Below are 22265 nucleotides of genomic sequence, written 5' to 3' on the forward strand. Positions count from 1 at the left end.
ATGTCTGGTAAGAATGCTAAACGTCCTCAAGTACCAGAGCCTGATTTCAATCAGTTTCTGGAAATGGCCAAAAATAGGCTTTCTCTGGAAGACCGCAATACGGTCCATTACCGCAAGTTAATGGAGAGTTACAGTGCTTTTGATGCCATCCAGGAGAAACATTCCGCTAAAGGCTGGCTGGCTGCCAGCCAGATAGAAGCCAGGGCGAAGGATTACCTGCAGCAGGAACCCTTTAAGAAAGACTGGGTAGCTGCGGTGTTATCCCCCGTTCAAGCTTTTCTCAACCATATCCTCGAAGACCCTCCCAAAACCATTCACATGCTATTGCTCCAGCCAATGGACAGGATTGGCCTGGATTATCTGAAAGCCTGGATCATGGCCAACCCGGATTATCAAATCCATCTCTGGCAGGACAGCAGGGTTTCCCTGGCTTCTCTGATGCGAAAATACATCATAGAGTGGGCGCACGCCGATATTGCCAATGCCCGGGACCTTGAGCCGTTTTCGGGGCAATTAATCAGTCGAATAATTCATACCCAGCGCCGTGCTGTCCGTCATGTGCTCGATAGTTACGATAAAGGGGCTTCCATTGACCGGGCGGTGCAGGATTTTCTGGTTTCCTATACCAATGCTTCTGCCAAAGAACTGGCCGTTGAAAAGGCGCGCTTTAATCAGCGGATTCTCTATGCCAGGGAAGAATTGAGCCGGTTAAGTGACCTTGGGAACCGGATTAACGTTCGGGATATTGCCTCGCTATGGCCAGAAGAGAACATTCTGACCAGTGATTATTTCAATGAGCTACTGCGAGGAAATATTAACGGAGCGGAAAACCTGGCCCGGTTTCAGATCCTGTTCAGTGCCGGTGGCTTTATTGTCAGGCCAGATAGCCTGCCCGGCATCAATCGGGATTGGCTAACGGGGATTGAACTGGATGGCCTGCCAGAGGAAATGCTGGAAGCCGGTATTGTCCAGGCGGTTCTGGAGAGCCATCCGGATGATTTCCCCCACCGTCAGGACAAACTCCGGCAACCGCTTCGCAGTGGCTACATTGACAGCCTCAAGCTGCTGGATGATCTCAGGCCGGGGGTTCGTCAGCAATTGCTGGCGGCAGCCAGAGAGACCCGGCAACCCTTTCGCCCAATTAACCAGACGGGCTTGATTCCCGGTACTGTTCAGGCCGGACAATCGCGTGGGCGTCTGTCCGCCAGCATGATGGCTGCCGGTAAGGAGTCACCTGTCGCACAACGGGTGTTGGCTTTGATGGTAAAAAGGTACCGGTTTTTAGACCATGCCCTGGGGGGAGGTGAACCCTACAACTGGCAGGAGACCCGACGGTTTTATTTCAGTCAGCTGGATGCGGCGAAGGATCAGGGTTTTCCTCTGCACCTGGCCCGGATTGGTGCTTACCGGCTGGGACTGCTGCGCGGGGATGAAAGCCTTAACCTGTTTCTCAATGGCGATGAGTTACTCAGGGAGGCAATGGCCGACTACATTCAATCGCTGGGCGAACAGCCCGTGCCCCCGGAGCAGCACCCGATAGGAAAACAGCTGGCCAGCTGGGGCACTTTGTCGACTGAAGAACACCTGGCTCTGGCGGTCGATCCTCAGCAAAACAGCCTGTCATTTCATCTTGAAAAGACCAACAGCAAGCTGAAGCAATACGTTCTTCCCCTGAGTCAGGGCGAGGACATTCAGGCCATCGCCGGATTCCTCCACCACAGTTACCCTCAGGCGACACAGCGGCTGTCAGCGCTTTCCCCGGATGCTGACAATGCCCTGGACTTTTTTGCTGAGCCGCCATCGTCAGGGCTATTGGTGCTGGTTGGCCGATTGTCAGAAGATGGTCGTTTATCAGGCTTTTCCGGGTCAGCCCTGGCAGCGGGTCTTGCCAGTCAATGGTTACATCAGTCCAGCCACCGAATAAAGATCTACTGTCTTGCTGATCCCGCGTTGGGCGATGAGCGCATTGTCGGATTTTTCCAGGAGGTGCTGGCTGCCCTGCCAGAAGGGCAGGCGACATTGAACGCTCTGGAAGTGGCCCGGGGGCTGACCCAGGTTGATGATCTTGGCCAGCCCTGGCTCGCTACTGTCGATGCTCAGGGAAAGTTGCTATGGCAGCAGGGGAACGGACAGCACTGGGCCTGTTACAGAACTCCGGGGGGGCAATGGAAAATCCAGTCCTCGGATTTTGCCCGGGGAGAAAAGGAAGTTCTTCCACGCAATGATATTTCCCGAGCCATTGACCTGGCCAGGGAGCATTATCGTAAGGTTTTGCGGGAGCTTGGATATGTTAATGAAAGCGGTTATTTATTCAGTAAGTTTATAAATAAAGACGGACTGACTATTCAGTTGCTGCTGGATACCGTGACGGCAAATCACGGCAACCAGCCTGAGTATTTTTTTTCATCCCGGGACATTCGCCAGATCGAAAGGGACGTCAATCTGGCATTTACCCAATTGTCTGGTTTTTCAGGGTTACCTGATGACATGAGTGACCGTTTTACGGTGCTGGTGTCCCTGAGCCCCTGGGTAAAAAATGGACTCTATATAACCAACGAAGGGGTCAAGCTGGTTCTGGATGGCAGCTTTCTGGACTCTGATCTTGCCCCGTTTCAGTCCACCGCTCTGGCTGATCTGGCACCTGCCAGCGACCGGGGTAGCTCGATTCTCCTTCATTACTTGTCCATGGTCATTTATGAGCGGTTGCAACCGGAGGCATTCTGGAACGATTTCAGCGCGTTTCACGGGGATGCAACAGGTTGCCAGCCGCTTGAGTTAACTCCTGCTCCCGATAATCTTCAAGATGATACTAAGGCTGTGTCACCTCTGGCACGCCACTCCAGACTCCATTTTGTTGCGGAGTCACTGACAGCTCTTATACAAAACCAGATTTTACCTCCGGCTTCAGCCTCAGCTCTGAATACGCTGCTTCACAAACAGCTCCCCGGCAATGGCTTATCGGACGATCGTCGTATGGCTCTGTATCAAGGCTGGAGCAGTCGTTTTCAGGTGATTGCAACGGCCATCAAACAGCAACAGGAAATCGCCGATTTACAAATCAGTCTGGCGAAAGCTGAAGGTTGGGATCACAGCGGCGAGCGGCAGGTACGGGTGAATGATTCAGGCCAATGGTTTCAGTTGACCCGTACCCGATATTTTACGCTGCTCCAGGATTACCCGACCGGTGCCATCCTGGAATTCTCACACCATGACCCGATCGTCGAGAGCCTCCAGCAAAGTGGCAGACAGCGCCGCGCGCCCCACGAGTCGAAACCGTTGGAAGTGCATCCGGTCTCACTGGAACAGTGGGCGGGAAAGCTGATCCAGGGTGACCAGGCTTTTGCGGATTCTGGTGTACCCCAGGCCCTTTGGGAAGGATTCAGGGAGATAGCCCGGAAAAACCAGGCACTTATTGCCATCAGGCCCATTAATCCAGACGCGTCCGATCTGCTCAATCATGGTCTGGGCGAGGGGATAAAAATTGCCACAAAAGGTTTAAGTGTCAAGGGCAAAAGTGCGGACTGGGGAATACAGGCGGGATTGATTCCCTTCGATTCCGCTTTGTCCAAGGTATTTGGCAAAGGCGGTCTGGAGCACCGCTATCAAATCGAAAAGGGCAACACCCAAAATGTCCATTCAACCCACTTGCCGGGAATGGCCGCCGTTCAGCTGCAACTGGACTGGAGCACCATTGAGCGCCGACTGGCACAGGGCAAGCTGGACTCGCTGACGCCTCTGGAAGATGGCAGTTATCTGGCAACGGTGACTCGCACCATTGAATCCAACACCGGTAGTGCCGGTGAGCGCCCGGTGGTGTTTCAGTATCGTTTGACCAAGCAGTCCAATGACCTCTGGAAGGTCGAGTATAAAAGTGAAGACTATGGCATTGGGCATACGGAATATAAGGCTTTCCGCCCCCTGAAGGTCATGGCTGAAGTCGATGACGATGGCTCCCATCGATTGTTTACGGCAGACATTGACCTGTTTGCCCTGTTCAAGCGGTTGGACAAATCGGCAAGCGACCTGAGCTCTGGCGTCAGGGAAGAGGCGGATCGAATTGGGCGGTTATCATCAGCGAACAAGGGGGCGGGGCAGTTTTCCAGCGAACTGGCCAGGGCTCGTTGGCTGTCTGCCTATCGACGTGTGAAGGAAGGATTGGGTACGCGTGAGAGACGCAAGTTTGATCCCAACAAGGGAACCCTGACTCATTTTCAGGAAAATATCATTGACCAGATCAATGAAGCGGCGGCGAAAAGAGGGTTGCCCAAAGTCTGCCACCATGGCACAGAACAGGACAATATCAAATACCCCGAGCGTGACGATAAAATTTTGTTCATTGATCCTGAAGGTCGGGTTTATCAAACGGATACCTTTGAACAGGTGTCAAGTATCCTGAAGTACTACGATGTTGTCCGCGGTTTCCTGACCTATCGAAATCGTTCGTACCAGCGTATTGATAAAGTGCCACCGGAGATCAGTAACAAGTTGGGAGCCGGCAGCCGGATTAGTTTTCGTGAACGGTTTAATCTGGCCCCACTGTTGCAAATTCTTGAGTCAGGACAGCTCAAACCTGGGCGCCCTGCTATTCCAGACAAGGCACCGGTGTTGATCATAGGAGAAGAAGCGCTTTCGTATCAGAAATTTGGTTCAGGCTATCTGACAGAAGAAATTCCGGGAGGACTGGGCATCCTTCTGTATCTGGAAGAGAGATTTGACCTTCTTGCCCGATATATCGCCATGGAGTTTGATATTGCCCAGTACGACAGGGGGGTTCGTAATAACGAGTTTCCCGCTTCACGCCTTCAGGATGATATCAGCAAAATAACCGACTTGTTTTTGACCGGGCGGTTAAACGACCAGCTCAGGGTATTGAGCAAAACCGAAAAAAGCATCCGTTATGCCAGTAAGGAACAGGTTCGTGTTCTGGTTCATCCGGATAAAGCCCTGTTTGAGAGTCATGTCGTTATCCCCGATGACGGCAAACCGGTTATTGAAATAGGTACAAAGGGTATCGAGAACATACCCGATTCAACACTTCGGGAAGCCGTTTCCGGTTTGTTTGGTTCGGCGCTGCTAAGGTCTATCCAGTTAGCAGGCACCGATGACATGGGGTCGGCAGGGAATATCTGGAAATACAGCACTAGCCAGCTAATGAGCCTGGGTCGGTACTATGGGTTGGATGAGAGCTTCAGGCTGGCCCCCCTGTATCATCTTCCCGACGCATCGCTTTATCGTGATTTGGTCGCCAAAGGGCCAGACACTATCAGAATCCGGTCCGAACCTCATTCCGATATGTTTCGGGCGGTAAGAGCCGTTTATCAGTCTGGAAAATTGCATGAAAGGATTGAACACATTCATAAAAACCAGGCTCGTTATTCACCGCTTGAGTTGTCTGATTTTGCCGGAGCTGTTTCTGATTACTATGACACCATCAAATCACCGGATGCCCAAAAGACCTTCAGGCTGGCTCTGGGGGTCTATCGGGTCAGATGGCTGGAATCTCAGGATAAAACCAGGGCTAAATTCAAACGCCTTGACGTTGATGTTAAGGAGGATATTGCCCTCATCAAAAATCGGGCGGTCAGTAAACTGGAAGACGTGGCCGGGAAGTTGCGGCATGAAGTGCGTCCTTCTCTGGTCATTAACCCGGCCCTTCTTTCTGATCTTCCGGTGTCATCAATGGAAGACTACAGGGACGTTATTTTACGGCAGGCAAAGAGAGATGTTGATTTAGGCAAAGTCCTTCACAAAAAATCGAACAGGGCAGAGGAAGCCCTGCAAAAGATCTATCAAACGCTTGAGAAAAAGGATGCCATTCACATAGCTCGGGAAAGAATGGCCCGGCAGTTATCTGCATACATATTAAGCGACGATAAGATTGTACCCAGCCTGATGAAAAGAGGTCTTCAGAAAAATACCGCTGGTCTACAAAAAATATTCGACACCCTGGTGCTTAAATACGGAAATATCTTCAAAGAAACGCTCGGCTTTACGATGCCGAAATTAACCCTTGAAATAGATCCTTCAGGTAATGAGGGCAAAGCAAAACCCATTTACCATGACTCGAAGATAACCTGGTCTAGCCGTAACAAAGCCAGTAGCCAAAAAGAACAGCTGGAGGCTAACAAGGCATTTTTGAATGTTATTGCTGAGGGTCTGTCGCAACATGCACAACACACCCTGTTGACTCAATGGGATGACCACCAGATCCCGGAAAAGTTAAATATTCAGAACGGGTTAAGAGTACTCAAGGCTGGAGACCAACTTTATGCGGTTGCTTCGATGGATAGGAACGCTCAGCAACCGTCTGGTGATGAGCCGGTTGGCTTGACTGGCAAAGGCAGCCAACCACCGCTGGCATTGTCTATCAGAAACCCTGAATCCGGGCACTCTTTTTTAATACGACAGTTGCCGGAAAGTTTTTTGAAAGCGGTCCGCCCAAAAGCGGCACCGGATATCACCGCTTCACGCCCCTTAGCCATTGGTATCACTGATGTCCAGACTGAGCTAATCAGTGCCGACCTGAAGGATATTTTTCAGTCTCTGGATCATCGTTCTGACCAGAGTGGGTTGCTGGTTCGGGATTTCAGGAATCTCCATGAGGTTGCCAGAATTGCTCGAATACCCGCCTCTGCACCCCAGTCGGATGAGAACGACTATACCGGCCTTTATCCTTTCAGAAGGTTGAACCTCGATGGTCAGGTTCTCGTCTGGGTTTCACCGGAATACCAGAAGGCTGTCGTTGATTCCGGCGGCAATGTCAGGGACGAACTGGCAAAGCTGAATACCCTGGCCAGCCACTTTACCGATTGTACGGAGCCTTTTCGGCAATATTCCAATCTGCTGTCCACCCCTAAAAGTCCCAGCAGGCCAGACACTCTGGCTGAGCTGGTCCGGTCGGGATTGATGGCAGGCGACTCGCTCCGTGAAGCGCAGATAGCACTGCCTCAGGAAGCAAGGCAGCTGATTGTCCTGAAGCACTCAAGCCAGAGTGGTGGAGAGAGTGGTGGAGAGAGTGGTGGAGAGAGTGGTGGAGAGAGTGGTGGACAACCACTCAATCAGGCGAAGCCCTTTAACCAGCAAGCTTCTGATAATCGTCAGGGGTCACTCAGTGTTATTCATGTTGACCCCGGTTATGCCAGTGACAGAGGCATGAACGCCAACTGGTTGTCACAACATACCCGGCTGTTCTCTGATTTGACGGCCTCAGCTTTCCAGGTCGCAGGCAAGTCATCGGCTTTTCCCGAGAAACAGCGGACAAAACAGCAGGCGTTGATCAGAAAAACGCTGGGGTTCCATCAATCGACCCGCGAATCAGAGCCATTGTCTGTGCCCAAAACCAGTGCTCAGGGTGCCCTGTGGTTTGAGGATGTCATTCAGGGAGTTGCGCTGACCAGCGAACCGGGTTACCCGCGGCTGCTCACGGACGCTGTCGATAGTGGCGAAACAACCAACATCCGTTTCGGATTAAAAGTTGAACCGGGCGATAACGGCGGGAAAATTATTCTGGTCGTTCCGGCCAGCCAGGTGGCTGATAAGGGCTATCAGCAGGCCAGACAGCTGCTACTCAGCAGTTTTAGCACTATAAGACTGGAGCAGCAGAAATCCCTGAACAGGGTGATTTCCGATTATAACCAGAAGTTGAAAGAGGCAACGGGGAATGATCAGTCCCCCTACCGGCTGGGAAATCTCATTGGCTCCGACATCGCTATACAACCTTATGAACGGCATCCGGTCAGCTATGTTCCGACCAGCTATGCAGAAACCCGTTATGAAAACCTGGCCGATTCCTTTTCTGTGCTTGGCCGATTGAACACTTCATCAATACAACAGGACCTGCTGTTAAGAGCAAAAACCATTGCCACGGGGTTGGCTCGTGACATCAGTGGCAAGACACCGGGCCGTTCCCTCACCGCCTTTTTAATGCACTTTTTACTGACTGAGTACTATTTCACTCTCGAAAAAGTAAGCCCCAGAACAGGTGGCCTTGGGCTTATGGTGTCGCCTACCGATGCCTTGGTGTCAGTTTTGCCAGAGAGCGATATCGAGACGATTAAAAGCTATTTGGGCAAGGGGAAACGGGCTGATCTTGTCGGGCAACTGTCAAAGGCGTTGGATGAACTTTCTCTGGGCCGCTTTAATCAACTGCCTGCCGGGCATTCAGTAAGGCAGGATTTTCATACGGCGGTTGCTGAGCTGTTTGACCATGCCCTGAGTCTCAGATACCGGGATGGAAAGGTGCTCCCTGCCTTTCAACTGGCCGTTACCAATACCGGTAGCCCCTGGCAGCCGGTGAAGACCGGAAGCACGGAACTGGTGCTGCACAGAATGATGCCCCAGACATCAAGGCAGCCAGTCATTCCGGCTACCGCTTCGGCCCCCAATATATTGATGCAGTTTTGGGGTGAGAACAGTCCGTTAAATCAACGCTCTGTTAGTGGGGCTCTGCCTGCTGATTTACGGACACAACTTTCTGCCCTGAAGGAGGGGATCAAACCGGGGAGTGGGTCCGATCAGAACCGGCTGTTTCTTGAACAGGTTGACCGAACCTATAAGCACCTTGCGGAGTCAAGAGAACATTTTGGTGCTGAACTCGGCACGGTGATTTCAGGGCTTGGTCAGGAGAGCCTGGAAAGTCTCGGCAGAGAACTGGCCAAAGTGGTCAGCCATGACCAGGATGGGTTGGATAATCGTCCGGGGATGAAAAAGCTGGCGCAAAGAATGGTAAAACCCTTTGCGGAGTTGGTTGCCCGGCAATGGGCTGGCAACAAGGTGACCAGCCAATCGCTGGAATCCTTAGCCCGCCTGATGGAGCAGACTGCCCTGCAGAGTCTGACAGTTAAGTCAACCACCAATAAAATAGTTCTGCGGACAGATCTGCCTCTGGGTACCGTTGACTTTGCTAAGGGTGCACCAGGCCAGCCTGACACGCTGGGCATCGGAGTCCTTGACCAGTTTGGTATCAAACCTGGCGGTGGCTACCTCATTGAACCGTCAAAGGGCACCCTCTCCAGCGTCCTTGTTACCGGCAATGACGATGATGCCATGGTCTTCCCGAAAACGTGGATTACCTGGGATTCGGATATTTATAAAGAAGACGCTATTTTCCGGGGTTGGTCCGGCTCATTACAGGACGATGTCACCGCCCTGATTAAATTGAATGGTTCCGGGGAACTGGGTGGAAAGCGTCGTCTGGCCCAGCTCCTGGCCCATGAGCACAGGGTTGACTTAACCACGGGTCGGAACATTGAGATTGTTTTGCGCCCGGACCTGAAGCTGGAGCAAAGCCAGATGATTGCCCCTGCTGCTGACAGCCCCGGGGAGCCTCCGGTAATAGTGCGGCTGGGGATGGCAGACAGAAAGCAGTTTACTGAAAAGGTATTTGGCAGCACCGTTAGCCGCCTGTTCGGGTTGGCCGCCGCTCATAGTTCAAAACTTGGGGCGCTGTCTTCCCAGAGTCAGGACGACCAGACCATTGATCCCGCGGGGAAAAAAACCACGGCACTGTCGTCTGATTATCAGTCGGTGGTGTTGGCCAATGATCAAATTCCGCCGGTCGATCAACTACCGGCCAGCCCGATTGGCAGAGCCCTGAACGATCAGCTTTATGGTTCAACGGATGACCGGCGTTACATTGATGTGTCCACACAATTACTCCTTGAGGAAGCCGTTAGAAAAGGCAACTCGGAAAAGATCACACTGGACGGGACCGGTGGCAGGCTTAAGGGGTATTTTCATCACGGCAATGGTGGCCCGTCAGCGGATAAAAAGGTCGTGCTGTTTCTCCATGGAACTCATGAATCCTGTGAAACCCAGGTCAAAACCACCTGGATGCATTACCGTAATCAGGGCATGGATCTCTTGGCCGTCAATGGCCGGGGTTTTGGCGAAAGTGACGGCTCCCCCGGTATGAAAGGGCTGACGGACGATGCCTGGACCATGCTGTCGTACCTGATTAAGGATCGAAACATAGACCCCAGTCGTATTGTGATTCACGGCTATTCCATGGGAGCTGCTGTCGGGGCGCATCTGGCCAGGACGGCTGCGGTCCGGCAACAGCTGCCAGCGGGGTTTATTCTTGATCGTCCCATGGCCAGTCTTGGGGCGGCTGTCACGGCTCATGGCCTGGGGGTTGTCCCCGGTTCTGGCCGTATGATTAATCGCCTGGCAAAACGGTTTAATATCGTAGAAAACTTGCGCAAGGTGTCCAAAAAACTGCCATTGATGTTGTTTTCAGATAACGAAAATCTGGGTACCCACGCTGAAAAACTCAGGGAGCAATTGCAAAAGGATGGTTTTCGAGTGGCTGGCGAAGCCACCAATGTGGAGCATGAAGACAACAACCGATTGATGGCTCGTTACAAGGACCAAATTGGTTTATTCATTCGCTCCGCCACTGAAAACCCCAGACCTGATAATAGAACCCCGCCTGAACGGAAGGCTTCCTTTGAGGGACCTCAGAGCCTGATTCAGGAGGTTTGGGGTGAGGATCCGCGCTATTTTGATGAGCTGGGTTCACGAATTGGCTTATTCAGTGATCTGAAGCCAACGGCATTGCCCGATGAACAGGATAACCGCTTATACCGAACCCTGGTTAATGAAGCACCCCATGACCTGAAAATGCTCAATGGTGACAATACCGGCTTTAAGGCTGCCCTGAACTGGCTTTTGCGAGAACAGCGAAAACAGCGAGAACAGCGAGAACAGCGAGAACATCCCTCTACCGGGGCCAGTAAAGCAGTCGGTCAGATTCTTGAATACATCAGACAACATCCCGGGGACAGCGCCATCACTGAGTGGGCCAGGTTTTTGCTGGCTCACTACGATGGGACGCCCGCCTGGGATAAGCAGAATTTCAGTGCCGCTATCGGTAAGGAACTCTGGCAGGAACTGTCCAAGACTCAGTTGGATCAGCCTGCCCGGCAACGTATGGCTAAAATGGCTGAGTTGGCAGCAAAGGGCGAGCGCAAAGGGGACCTGGCAGCAAAGGTCAAGCGCAAAGGGAACCTGCCAGTAGCAGACGGTCTGGGAGACGTTGTCGCTGATAAGTCAGGAAATCCCCATACCATTCTTGATCCTTCGGAAACAGACTTTGAGCCTGTGGTCAGAAAACGATCACGGGCGATTGTTGTTCGCAGTGATTCCGGGGAGGATTTTTTTCTAGTCAATGGTAAGGACTACCAGCGTTCCGACACAAAAATCATTCGTGCAGACGATGGTAGAGATTCTGTTGGCATCATCCTTTCGAAAACCTGCAAAAGAGTGGTGGGTGGTTCCTGTTCAATGCAGGTTCTGCTCTCTGACCAACCGATAGAACGGCGAGTTATTGATGTGTCGGCGGACATGGTTGCCAAGGATGAATCTGCCCGGTTCCAGCTTTACCGTTATGGAGCTTTTAAGGATGAAATTTACCAGATCGTCAATGAAGGTGAATCACTCGTCAAAGGACACCGGGTCGTCGGTGCGGACTCGCTGGTGGTTGCTCATCGCCAGATAGAACAGAAAAAACGGGATGGCGGCTTAGGGCGTCCCATCCCGATACCGGCCAGCTTCGTTGAGATTAAGGATATTCTGGTAGAGAAAGAAACAGGCCTGATATTTCAATGGGAAAAGGATGACGCAAAAGCTATCCAGCTGGCTGATGCTGACCCGATACTGAAAGTGGAAACCGTTTCCGGACAGAGTGTTGACCTGGTTCGAAGTGCAAGGCCTGACCGCCTTCTTCCTGATATCCCGCAATCCCTGGATATTTCACCCTGGGTTATGGAACGACTGAAACTCATTGAAGACGTTTACCGACGTGTTCAGGTGGATAATGGCGAGTCTCTTCCTGCTGTTTTGCCGGGGTACGATCAACAGACGATTAAAAAGGCGTTTTCGGCCAATACAAGGGAATCTCTGATCGACTCGATTGCTAAGAAAAGTCTGGATACTGCTAAGGAAAATCTGAAGATTGCCACTGAAAATCTGAAGCAAGCTCTGGATGACGCTCTGCTCTATGGTGGTTCTGTCACAAACAAGGCTGTGATCGAAAGCTTGGCAACGCGGAAGGCTGAGCTCGGAATCTTGCAAAAGCTGGAGCCTGAGGCTCGAAGCCTGGCAACGCTGTTTGTGGACTCCGTGCTGGAAGACAGTTTGCTAAAAAGAGGGGAGTTGATTTCCCGTCTGGAACGTGTTGGGTACAGTTTCGGTTCAGACGACAGAAGCCACTTACTTGGATTCTGGTACGGAGTTGCTGAAAAACGTCGCGAATATCGAGAATATAAAGTGACGTTCGAAAAACACATAAAACAGGAACTCATGCTTAATGAAAGTTTTAGTGGTTTTCGCTGGCTGTATTTAATGGATGACGAACTAAAGAGTCAGGGAAAAAAGATTCTCAAAGAAGTAGATAAAGGGCTGCTTAAGAAGTTATATAACAGGAATACTGCCATCAACAGCTCTTTTTTTGCTGCGGGTGCCCAAGATAAAGTTTATATTTTCGCGGAAGGTGGGGTGAGGTACGACAATTTTTTCTGGAATGCCGAGCTGCCGATTTTAAGAGCCCTGCAAAAGGTCGGAACTGTTTCCGATATTCGGGTAGTGGACAGCTCTCGGGTATTGCCGCCACCGACTGGCCAGCCCTTGGGACACGGTTTGATCGAAGGTATCACCATGAAGGCTCGTTATGGCAGTCTGAATGCTGAGTTAAAAAGCAGACTGCCCTCCGGACGGTTTTATAAAGACAATGACTTTGTCGATGTGCCGGTGAAGGCCGATCTGGTTGACCGGGTATTGCGGAAAAAAATACCCTTCTATCTGCTGCGCTCAGAGCTGAATATCATTGTCGTAAAAGAGGATGATGGGTTCTGGGTCAGCCCCTGGGCTGAGGGCGGAACGGAAAAAAGGATCAGGGTGGATGATCCGGACGATCCGCAAAAAATATCAGCAGTCCAGGAATTTATCCTGGCAAATTATGGGCGATTTGATGAGCTTCCTGATCAAATTGAGTTGATCGGTAATAAGATTTTCACCGTTAATAGCAATGACAGTGGCAATGACAGGACATCCGTTGCGGTGAAACAGGATGGTCGATGGGTTTACTTAAAACAGCCCGACGGGCTCCATTCATTTGGTGTCAGGATTAATGCTGGGGATGCCAACGATGTTGTCCTGTTTAATTCCGGGCAAACACCCGACGCTCTTTTAAAAGCAGCTGAAGCCGCCAGTGATTTTGTTCCAAGCAAAGCTTCAGAAAAAATATCTTACCTGTTTCTCATTGAGGAAAGTGGCAATACGATTGGCTTAATGGCCAATACTCCTGAATTTACAGAAAGTGATAAGTATGATCGTTTTGTTGACCGGTTCAGAGATAGTCTGATTAATTATTTAAGCAATAATGAAATCGGCAAACGTTTCAATCAATACCTCCAAAACCTGACAGGGAGGCTGGCTCGTCCTGAAAAGTTGAGTGACCTGGATTCCGGTCTGCCTGAGGTGCTTTTTCCAAAAGAGCTCAAGTTAATACTGGTTCTTGAGACTCCGGAAAGCCTTTCCAAGTTGGAGTCCGGGAAAAAGAAAAGGCGAATACAAGCCTTCGACCCTCTGGCTGGACAAGGCAAAAAGCCGGGCGTATCCGGTTCAATCACCCGGTTGCTGGTTGACCCAACGCTGGATAAAGCATTGGGTGAATTGAACTATGAATACAATTTCTCCAGAGTCGCTGTGGAAATAATGGCCGCGACTGCCCCTGTCGCCGGTATAGGCAGCAGAGGCCTGGCAGAAGTTGCCAAGGAGGCACTCAATAGCCGTGAAAACCTGATTTCCACTGATATCAGAAACGAAATACTCGGGAATTATTACTTTGATAATGACGGTATTCGTGAATCTTTCACGCAAATGTATGGCGAACTAAAAGCCGGTGCCAACGTTGACCCTGTTGCCAGGGATGACCAACCCAACCGGATTGGCTTTGAGCGAGAGTATCTCAATATAAACGTTCTTAATGAACAAGATGATCCCCTCCCGGACACAGATCAACGAATAGCCCTCGCCGCTTCGAAATCCGATCGTCAGGGCTACCCTCTTCTCAATATATCAACGGATCCCCATCGTGGTGGAACGATTATTGAGGTCATCACGGGGCCTCTGACCCTTGATGAGTATAATGAGAAAACCTTCTACCGGGTTATGGCAAAGCTGAAAAAAAGCTTCAAGGCGATTCCCCAGGGCACAGCGGAGTCGGTGCAGGATTTTGTTGACCGGTTTAATAAAAGTCTGGAGTCATTAGGTGATGAGGCCGCAGCTTACAAGCTTAGCCTTAATCCTTATTATTCCGGTGCTACCCCACTTAACAACATAAGGTTCACTCGTAACGAACAACAGGAAAAGTTGACTGTCAGAACCCAGGGAACATTAAATGCCAATTATCGAGCCATTGGTGACCCGTTCACCATGGTTGCCGATCTTATTTATCCAGACGCCGAAAAATCAGTGCTCGTCGATTTCCTGAATGCCCAGGTCCTGGCTCATGAATACGCAAAGCACATTGATACGGGTCCGGTCACCGAGAATATAAGGTCTTTCCTTGCCCATTTTTTCTTCGAACGACGTATCATCCATGGAGCGTCTGATCCTGAGAGAAAAACAAAAACGAGAGTGAATTTTCTGTTTAGGTTTGGGGAAGTCGAGGCAATTACCTCCATTCTAAGTGACCAGGAAGTCAAAACACTGGATCGTTACTTTTCCCGGGAGCCTATTGAAAAGCTGACGGAGGAGATGCATAAGGAAATTTTGTCGGGATTTTCCGAGGAAATAACCTTACCAGAGCTGAAAAAATCCATGCTACAGGAGCGGCTCGAAAGCGTTTTGGAAGCCATTGCGGTAAGAAAGAAATATGGCGCTTTTCAGGTTCAGATTTCCTATTCGGATATGTCAGGTTTCCGTGTCATTCCTATCGGGGAAGGCAAAAGTGAGCTGATCAGTCTCGGAACGCTTAACCCTGGCTCCAGGCTACCGATTGTGAAGACGGCTGATGGTCAACATCACGTTAAAATGGAAGTCAGGCATACTCAATCGCCGATACTCTCACTGGTCCGACAATCACCGGAAAGTTCCGGCATGGCTGGCTGGTTGGCACTTATGATGAATCCCGATGCCCTGGGTATTAATCCCGAGGCAACCCGGGACTTTATTGCAGGTCTGGCGCCCACAGCGGCGAGTTACAACGGGATTAATCAGGCCGATTTTTTTAAAGAAATTCTGCGGGACAAGGTTGTCGGCCTGACGGATGAGCGCATCCGGCAAGTGGAAGATATTTTTATTGACCTGAGCAGGAAAGAAGAGCCTGGTTTTATCAGTGATGCCAGCAGGCAAGATTTGCTGGCTGAGCTAATCAAGCGCCGGACCCGTAAGCTACACTCCGATCTGCTCTACGGTCAGCAAGATTCCGGTAAACAGGTTATCAGGCTGGCGCAACTTCACGCTCTTTCTGAAACGCCTCCAGCCGGGTTTGATACTGCTGACGGGAAGACCATCAGGCTGGAATTTGATGCCCAGAGATCCATGAGGGATTATGCGCGGAAAGACCAGAATGGCCTGAAAACCCTGGTGGTGGGTGTAAGGGACGACCTTGCCTATGACCGGGGCAAGAGCAACTACCGGGTAACCTACGATGGCACTGACTTGAATGAGATCAAAATAAAAATAAAAATAAAAAGGAAAGATCTCCTGCCCAAAACGATTCTGGTGATTGATAAAAACCACTACTGGCAGGCACTGTCTTCTGGCAGCCTGATCAAGCATCAGTTGCAGTTGGATATTGACGAGATTGTCCGCCAGTTTTCAGAAAGGGGGATAGCGGAAAAACTGGAGGCATTGGGCATAAAAGCCGGGGAAAACCTTGGTTTGAATGTTGGCAGGGGTATCCGCATTGAATTGATGCCAGAGTGGTCGCCGGTTGAGAGCAGGGTACTTATGTATGACCGGGATGACCCGGCCCGGCCAGTGCGAGTGCAGTTGGGAACCCTCCGAGCCCAGGGAGAGAACCTTCCTGGCCTCGTTAAAACCCTTTACCCGCTAGCCCTGGCCGCCAGTTACACTGACGGGCAACCGTCAGAACAAGCCACCACTGACCCCAGAAGAGTTCTGGTTAATACTATCTGGAATCAAAATAACCGATTTCTGGATAAGCTCGGCGATACCGTTGGCTTAACCGCTCTTTATGACCCGTTGCCGGTATTGAGGTCAACGGCAGACAGCCTTTATCACAAGATGCTGGTCGGTCAGGAACACGACTGGCAAATTCGCCCCGGCACGGTTGCTGATTTCAGGGATGTCTTTAACCGTTTACCGTCAGCAGAGCTCAGGCAGGTGTTTGCCCAGGCCTTTCAATACTTTGGTGAGATGCCGGAACAGGAGCGTGCCCGCTTTATTTTTGCGGTTACCAGTACTTATGAAGCCCTGAATCACCCGGTTAATGGCGACCGGGAAAAAGTAGACGCCTTGTTAAAAGCCATAGGTCCTGAGCATCTGACCCGAATGAAAGACTACGGGGTTTCAGGCCAGGAAAAAACGCTTATAGCCATGACAGGCGCATTGAACTCAGTGCTAAGGCAGGTCAGAGGAAATGATGGCCTGGCGCGGGTTGAATTTCCATCGTCCGGCCAGTCAGTGCTGGTTCTCGATCCTTCCGAGTTTGAATACAGCGGCAGGCAACCGCTTGAATTCGCCATCAGTCATTATGACGGCAAGCAGATACAGCCTGTTTTCAGGAGTGAACCCGCCGCTTATGAGCGGCTAGGGTTTAAGCTGCTGATTGACAATGCCAATGGTGAGTTCAGGCTGGTCAGGACAGATGCTGATTCAGGCAGTGACCGTCTGGTTTTGAATCTCGATAAAACCGCCTTGGTACGGTCTCAGCTCAGCCCTCTTTTACAAAACCCCCAAAACATAAAGACAACGGAAGTTGTCAATTCGGGAGAGGACCAGCGTTTCTGGCTGGTCAGGATGAAAGACAGTGGTCAGTACGGGGTTCTTCTACAAAATGCTAAAAGTGATGGCGAGCAACCGGATGTAAGCAGTGTGCCAAAGAATGTGCGGATCGTGCCTTTCGGTGAGACAACCACCGCCAGTCACATTCAGGACGCTGTAGCAATAGACAGCAAACTGAACCCCTCAACAGGGAAGCCAGAGGCAGGCTGGTTATTCACTGCTTCTGATCCGGAACTGAGGTCCATTCTCTTTCACCTTCCCGCAGGGTCGGCTGACCAGAAAGCTGATGGTCTTCGGGTATTAAAAAAAGCAGGTCGTTCGCTGAAGCTTTTTTTTAAAAGTACCGATGAAGGCAAGGCATTAAAAAAACGCTTAGCTTCATTGGCCACTGATCTGGCCCGGCCTGTTTCTTTGAGTGACCTGCCGCAGATTTCCCAGTCAGCCGGAGCAAAAGCTTCCCGCATTATTCCCGATCAGGCCAGGGTTCTGGTGACGCTGGACAGAGCCAGAGACCAGAATCTACGCCTTGAGCGTTACCAGGGACAAAACGGGTTTGTGACAATAAAGATAAACCCGTTAACCATCAGGCAGGGCGCAGAAATCAGTGATAGCACCCAGCTGTTTCCCAGGCTGGCCAGTATTTTTCCGGAGCTGTTGCCTGCCAGTGGCGAGCTTGAGTATGAAAACCGCATCAGGGAGAGTCTGGGGCTGCCCGCCATTGAGCCAAAAACCCCGGACGCCATCGCTAAGGGAGACGAGCAACGTGTCGTTCGATCCATAGAAGTAGCTCAGGGGCTGCGCCTGACTATTAACGAACAGGGGGCTTATGATCCATTTAAACGACAGGTTGTTGTTGCGGAAATGCCTTCTCAGAAGGGTGGCAAGCCTTACGCGCGGCTGGTGATGGACGCGGTAGACTCCCTGCGGTTGGAAATCAGTGATCCTGAGTCGTTTAAGGCTGTTTCTGGGCTGGACGTGGAAACAGTCAGCCGGGTGTTAGTCGAAGCGCTGCGTGATGACCAGGCGAACGGTCGTTATCTGATTGAAAACCTTGAACGTGTAAACCAACGACTGGCGCAGCAGGCTTCAGGCGAACGGCCATCTTTTAAAATGGTGAACAATGAGCTGATTGAAAAAATCAAGACTTCCGTAGCTGATTTTGCCAATCTTGAACCAACGTCCACCGATGGCTCACCGGTTAAACAACGGGTGTTCGTCAACTTACAGTCCTGGGGAAGCCTGCTGTCCGGCCTGGATCGCCTGATGTCCAGTGAAAGTGAGCAACGGTTTCTTGCCAAGTGTCGTTCAGAAGCAGAGAAACTGGCGCTGAAGTATACGGCTGTTGACAGCCAGTACCGATCTTATATTAAGTCCCTGTTTACCAACTTTCTGTTTCAAAGCATTACCAAAATTGCCAGACAGGTGACGCCTGACGTTTCTGCGGGGTTCTTGCCCCTGACGGGTGCCAGTGACGCGGTGGCCGGCGAGTTACCGCAAAATGCGGCGATAGAGCTGAGCGAGGCACTAAAAAACCCTTCTGACTCTTTCAAAGAGGCTATGGAAAAGGCTGCGCGGCGCATCATCGATTTTGCCAATATTGATAAAAATGCTCTAAAGGTTCGTCTGTTTGATAAAACCGTGAAGAGCGTTTTTGCGGAAACTCTGTCCCTCAGGGTGTCAAAAGGGGAGGCGTTCCAGTTACCTGTTGAGCCCATGTCGCTAAGCCCCAGAAACAGCCGTTCTCTCATTGACCCGGTAGCCATTAACGAAGAGCAACGTCAGCCACTGATAAAGAGTGGTGACCAGGTGTTTGGCATGGTGAGTGTCGATATCGAGCGAGTGGCCGCCAGGCAAAACCTTGAGTCAGCGGAAGTGGATGGGTTATTGCAATTAACCCGGCAGTCGGGCATTGGTCGTTCAGATTCAGAAACTCTGGCCTTTATTAAGAATCTGGAATCGGTTTTCAGCGATGTTACTGCACCCTCGCAGTCCCCGTCTAAAGACAGCGATGTTACCGACGACCCCCCGCAGTCCCTGACTGAAGACATTACCAGAAGAGTCGGTGAGCTGGGTCCCAATGATCGGAATCGACTTGGGCAGGCATTGATTGATCGGGTCAGTGATGAGCAAAAAACAGGCATTGTTGCGGATCAGAGCCAATGGCAAGCGCGTTCTAAACTGGCTGCTGAGCTGCTGAAACTTGAATTCAATGATATTGCTGGCCAGTTGGCAGCAGATGAGCGGCTTGAAGACGTTCAGTGTCGGCGGGTGGACGCTTTAAGCAGACTGACTAATGAAGTGACTTTGTCGTTGGATTTCCGAGGCACCCGGGTTGCAGTGGAGTTAAAGCCGACGCTGACTCTGGATGCATCCTGGGTGGATACCCGGCAAAACCGGATGTTTATTGGCACCACAAAGACACAGGGGCTGGTGGCAGTAGGAGCCTTAACGCTGTTTAAGGTGTTGGACAGGGCGATTGGTGGAGAACACACCGGCAGCGACCTGGTAGCTCTCGGGGTTCGAAATAATCCTGAAGGTCTTGCGATCAATGATCCGGGCAGGGTCAGGGTAATGCCAGCCCGCCTGGACGTGGCGGCCAAACTGGATCGTCTGGAAACAGCCGCCGGGTTAGTAAGAGAATTGGATGCGGTTGGCAGTGGTGACAGTAAAGACAGTGCGCGGTTACTGAAACAGACAATTTCAAACAGCGTTGAATTACTGAAAACCATGTCCGGCGATGGTAGCGAATGGAATATCGGCGAGGAGCCTTTTCGCAAACGGCTTAATGCTTTTAGCAGAACGCTGAACCTGCCCGGGCCGGATTTGCCCAGGGTTGTTTGTCGCAGGGCTGCGGGTGAGGGCTGTGGTCGCTCTGTCATCCAAACCCTTGATCAGGTGGATGATGAGCTGGATAAAGCACTGACCAGCCGGGAGTTGGAGTCGCTAAAACAGCAATTGAAGGCATCGGGTACTGAGGGCAAGGCGGCAGAGCTGCTGAAAACCATTAATTTCTTTGCCAATCAGAGATTTGCTGCCGTTTCAGCCTTAAGCCCCGCAGATGACAGCAAACTCCAGCAGAAGGTGATGACCAGGCTGGTGGAGTTGTTGTCGGCGGGTAAAGTTGGTTCCGTGGACGCGGCCATAGACAGTGTTCTGGAGATATACAGCAAGGCAGGATTTAAGGAAGACATCAGCGACTTGAGGGAGGCAATCAGGGGCAGCGACGAATTCAAGGCCATTGTTGAGTCCATGGTGGATCAAAAAGGTAGCCATGAAAGCAGTGATGCCCTGAAACAGGCCGGGGCTTTGCGGGAAAACATGATTGACCGCTGGCTCAGGAAACACAACGTTGACCAATCCCTAACCCTGATTAAATTTCAGAAGGTTCAGGCAAAACTGGCCAGCAAGCCCTGGTTTGGCAATGCTCAGATGGCGTTCGGTGTGGGTATGGGGATAACGGGCCTGGCCCAAAGCTCGGTGTCGCTGTACAACTTGAATGAATATCGGGACGTTCTGTCACCAGAAACCTATGCCACGGGGATTGCCGGGGTGGCACTGGGATACACTGGCAGCATTTACGGTTTGTCCAGAACGTCCCACTCGGTAATGTCCAAAGCCGCCGGCTTTGCCGATGAAGGGCTGGGTCTTGCCGGTGCGGCCATTGAAAATGCGCCAAGGCTGGTAGGGAAAAGCGCCATCACATTATCGGCGAAAACCACATCCCGGTTGGCCAGATTTGTTCCCATGGTGGGAGGCTTTGTGGCCGTGGCGGCAGGCGCCACCGCCCTGGCTGCCAGTGCCATGGCTGCAGATGATGCCCGTAAGGCAGGCAATAGTGCCCAGGTGGCATTTTATGCAGTGAATGCTGCACTGGACTGCATCGGTATTGCTTTGGATGCGGTCAGTACTGTTATGGAAGCCTCGGTGATTCTGGCACCGGTCGGTTTTGTACTGGACATCATTTCCACCCTGCTTGGACTGGTTCAGACCATCATCGGTTTTTTTGCCCCGCCTACCAATGCCCGTCAGGACTTTGATGTCCTGGTGCAAAGCAAGGCATTTAAAGAGTTTATTGATAAGCTGGCCGGGGATGCGGCAGAGGAAGGCTATAGCCGATTTGCCTGGAGGGAAACGGGAGATCAGCATCTCAAAGATCGTTATAAAGAATATGAAAAGGATTTGCGCACTTTACGACACCAGGTCGTCAGGGATTTAAAGAGCAGCGGTGAAAAAGGCATCAAAATCTGGGATATGGATGAACTGTCTGAAGATCTGGTGGAGAAACCCACGGATAAAGACGACTATGTGGTAGCAAAAGGTGATAAACACGTTCATGGGCTGGCGGGCGACGACAGGATTTTTCTTGAGATGCACCGGGGGAAAGCCTTCGGTGGCGCTGGCGATGACCTGCTGGTGGGGGGAGTGTTTCAGAGTGGGGGGGCCGGAGATGACAGACTCGTTCATGCTCTCGGTGAAGTAGTTCAGGAGGGAGGGGAAGGTAACGATGACATTCGTCCCGGTACCGGGTTTGCTTATATTGACGGTGAGGCCGGTAAGGACACTCTGGTCTTGCCCAGCCCTATGTTTGAGACTCATTTCAAGGGCATGCACCTGGTACAGTGCCTGAGAACTGATTTGGGGGTACGGAAGATTGATGATTTCTCAAAGCTCCAATATCACTGCGTCTTCTGCTATGAAAAAGCAACCTTTAGTTCTTCTGGTGTGGTTGCCAGGTTTAATCAGGAAGCGCTGAAAACGGGGCAGGATGGTTTCCCCTACCTGTTCGAGGTAGATCTCTCAAAACAAACGTTCACCAACCGGTTGGTTGAACTGTTGAAGCGGCAGGGCGATGACTTCAGTATCTTGAAGGACCTGTATGGTTTGCAGAAGAAAGGTAGCCTGCGGGTTCGGGATTCAGGTATCAACTTTATCAATTATGCGGGTGACCCAACGGCCTTCCTGGTTCATAAATATTCCAGTCTGGAAAACTGCAAAGGCAAAACTGTCATATCCCGAAGTCGTTCAGGTTGCCCTGATGTTGAGGATGTGGTGCCGTTCAGTGAAACTGGTACTGATATTCAACCTTTCAAAGAACTCCCTGCAAAAGAAGTTTATAAAGTGGGTGATGTTGTTATCGCCATTCTTTCCAGAAAGGAAGTTAAGCACTGGGAAGCTAAAGAGCACAAAAAGCTTTATAAGTCCCAGTCTACAAAAGACATCTTTGCCCTGAATGTGGATAAGCATCGTCATCATTCTTACAACAGCCTGAAGGCTGATGCAAAAGGACGAATTTA

General features: G+C 51.1%; 1 protein-coding gene (cut by a window edge). It reads left to right on the forward strand.

Going from position 1 to position 22265, the window contains the following annotated elements:
• Positions 1 to 22265, forward strand: the 5' portion of a protein-coding gene (locus K7B67_RS03395) for an anthrax toxin-like adenylyl cyclase domain-containing protein (RefSeq protein WP_252178975.1). It continues 7195 nt past the right edge of the window; the window shows 22265 of its 29460 coding nt (coding positions 1–22265); the start codon lies at positions 1 to 3; its stop codon lies off the right edge, out of view.

Source organism: Endozoicomonas sp. 4G, assembly GCF_023822025.1.
Lineage (GTDB): Bacteria > Pseudomonadota > Gammaproteobacteria > Pseudomonadales > Endozoicomonadaceae > Endozoicomonas_A.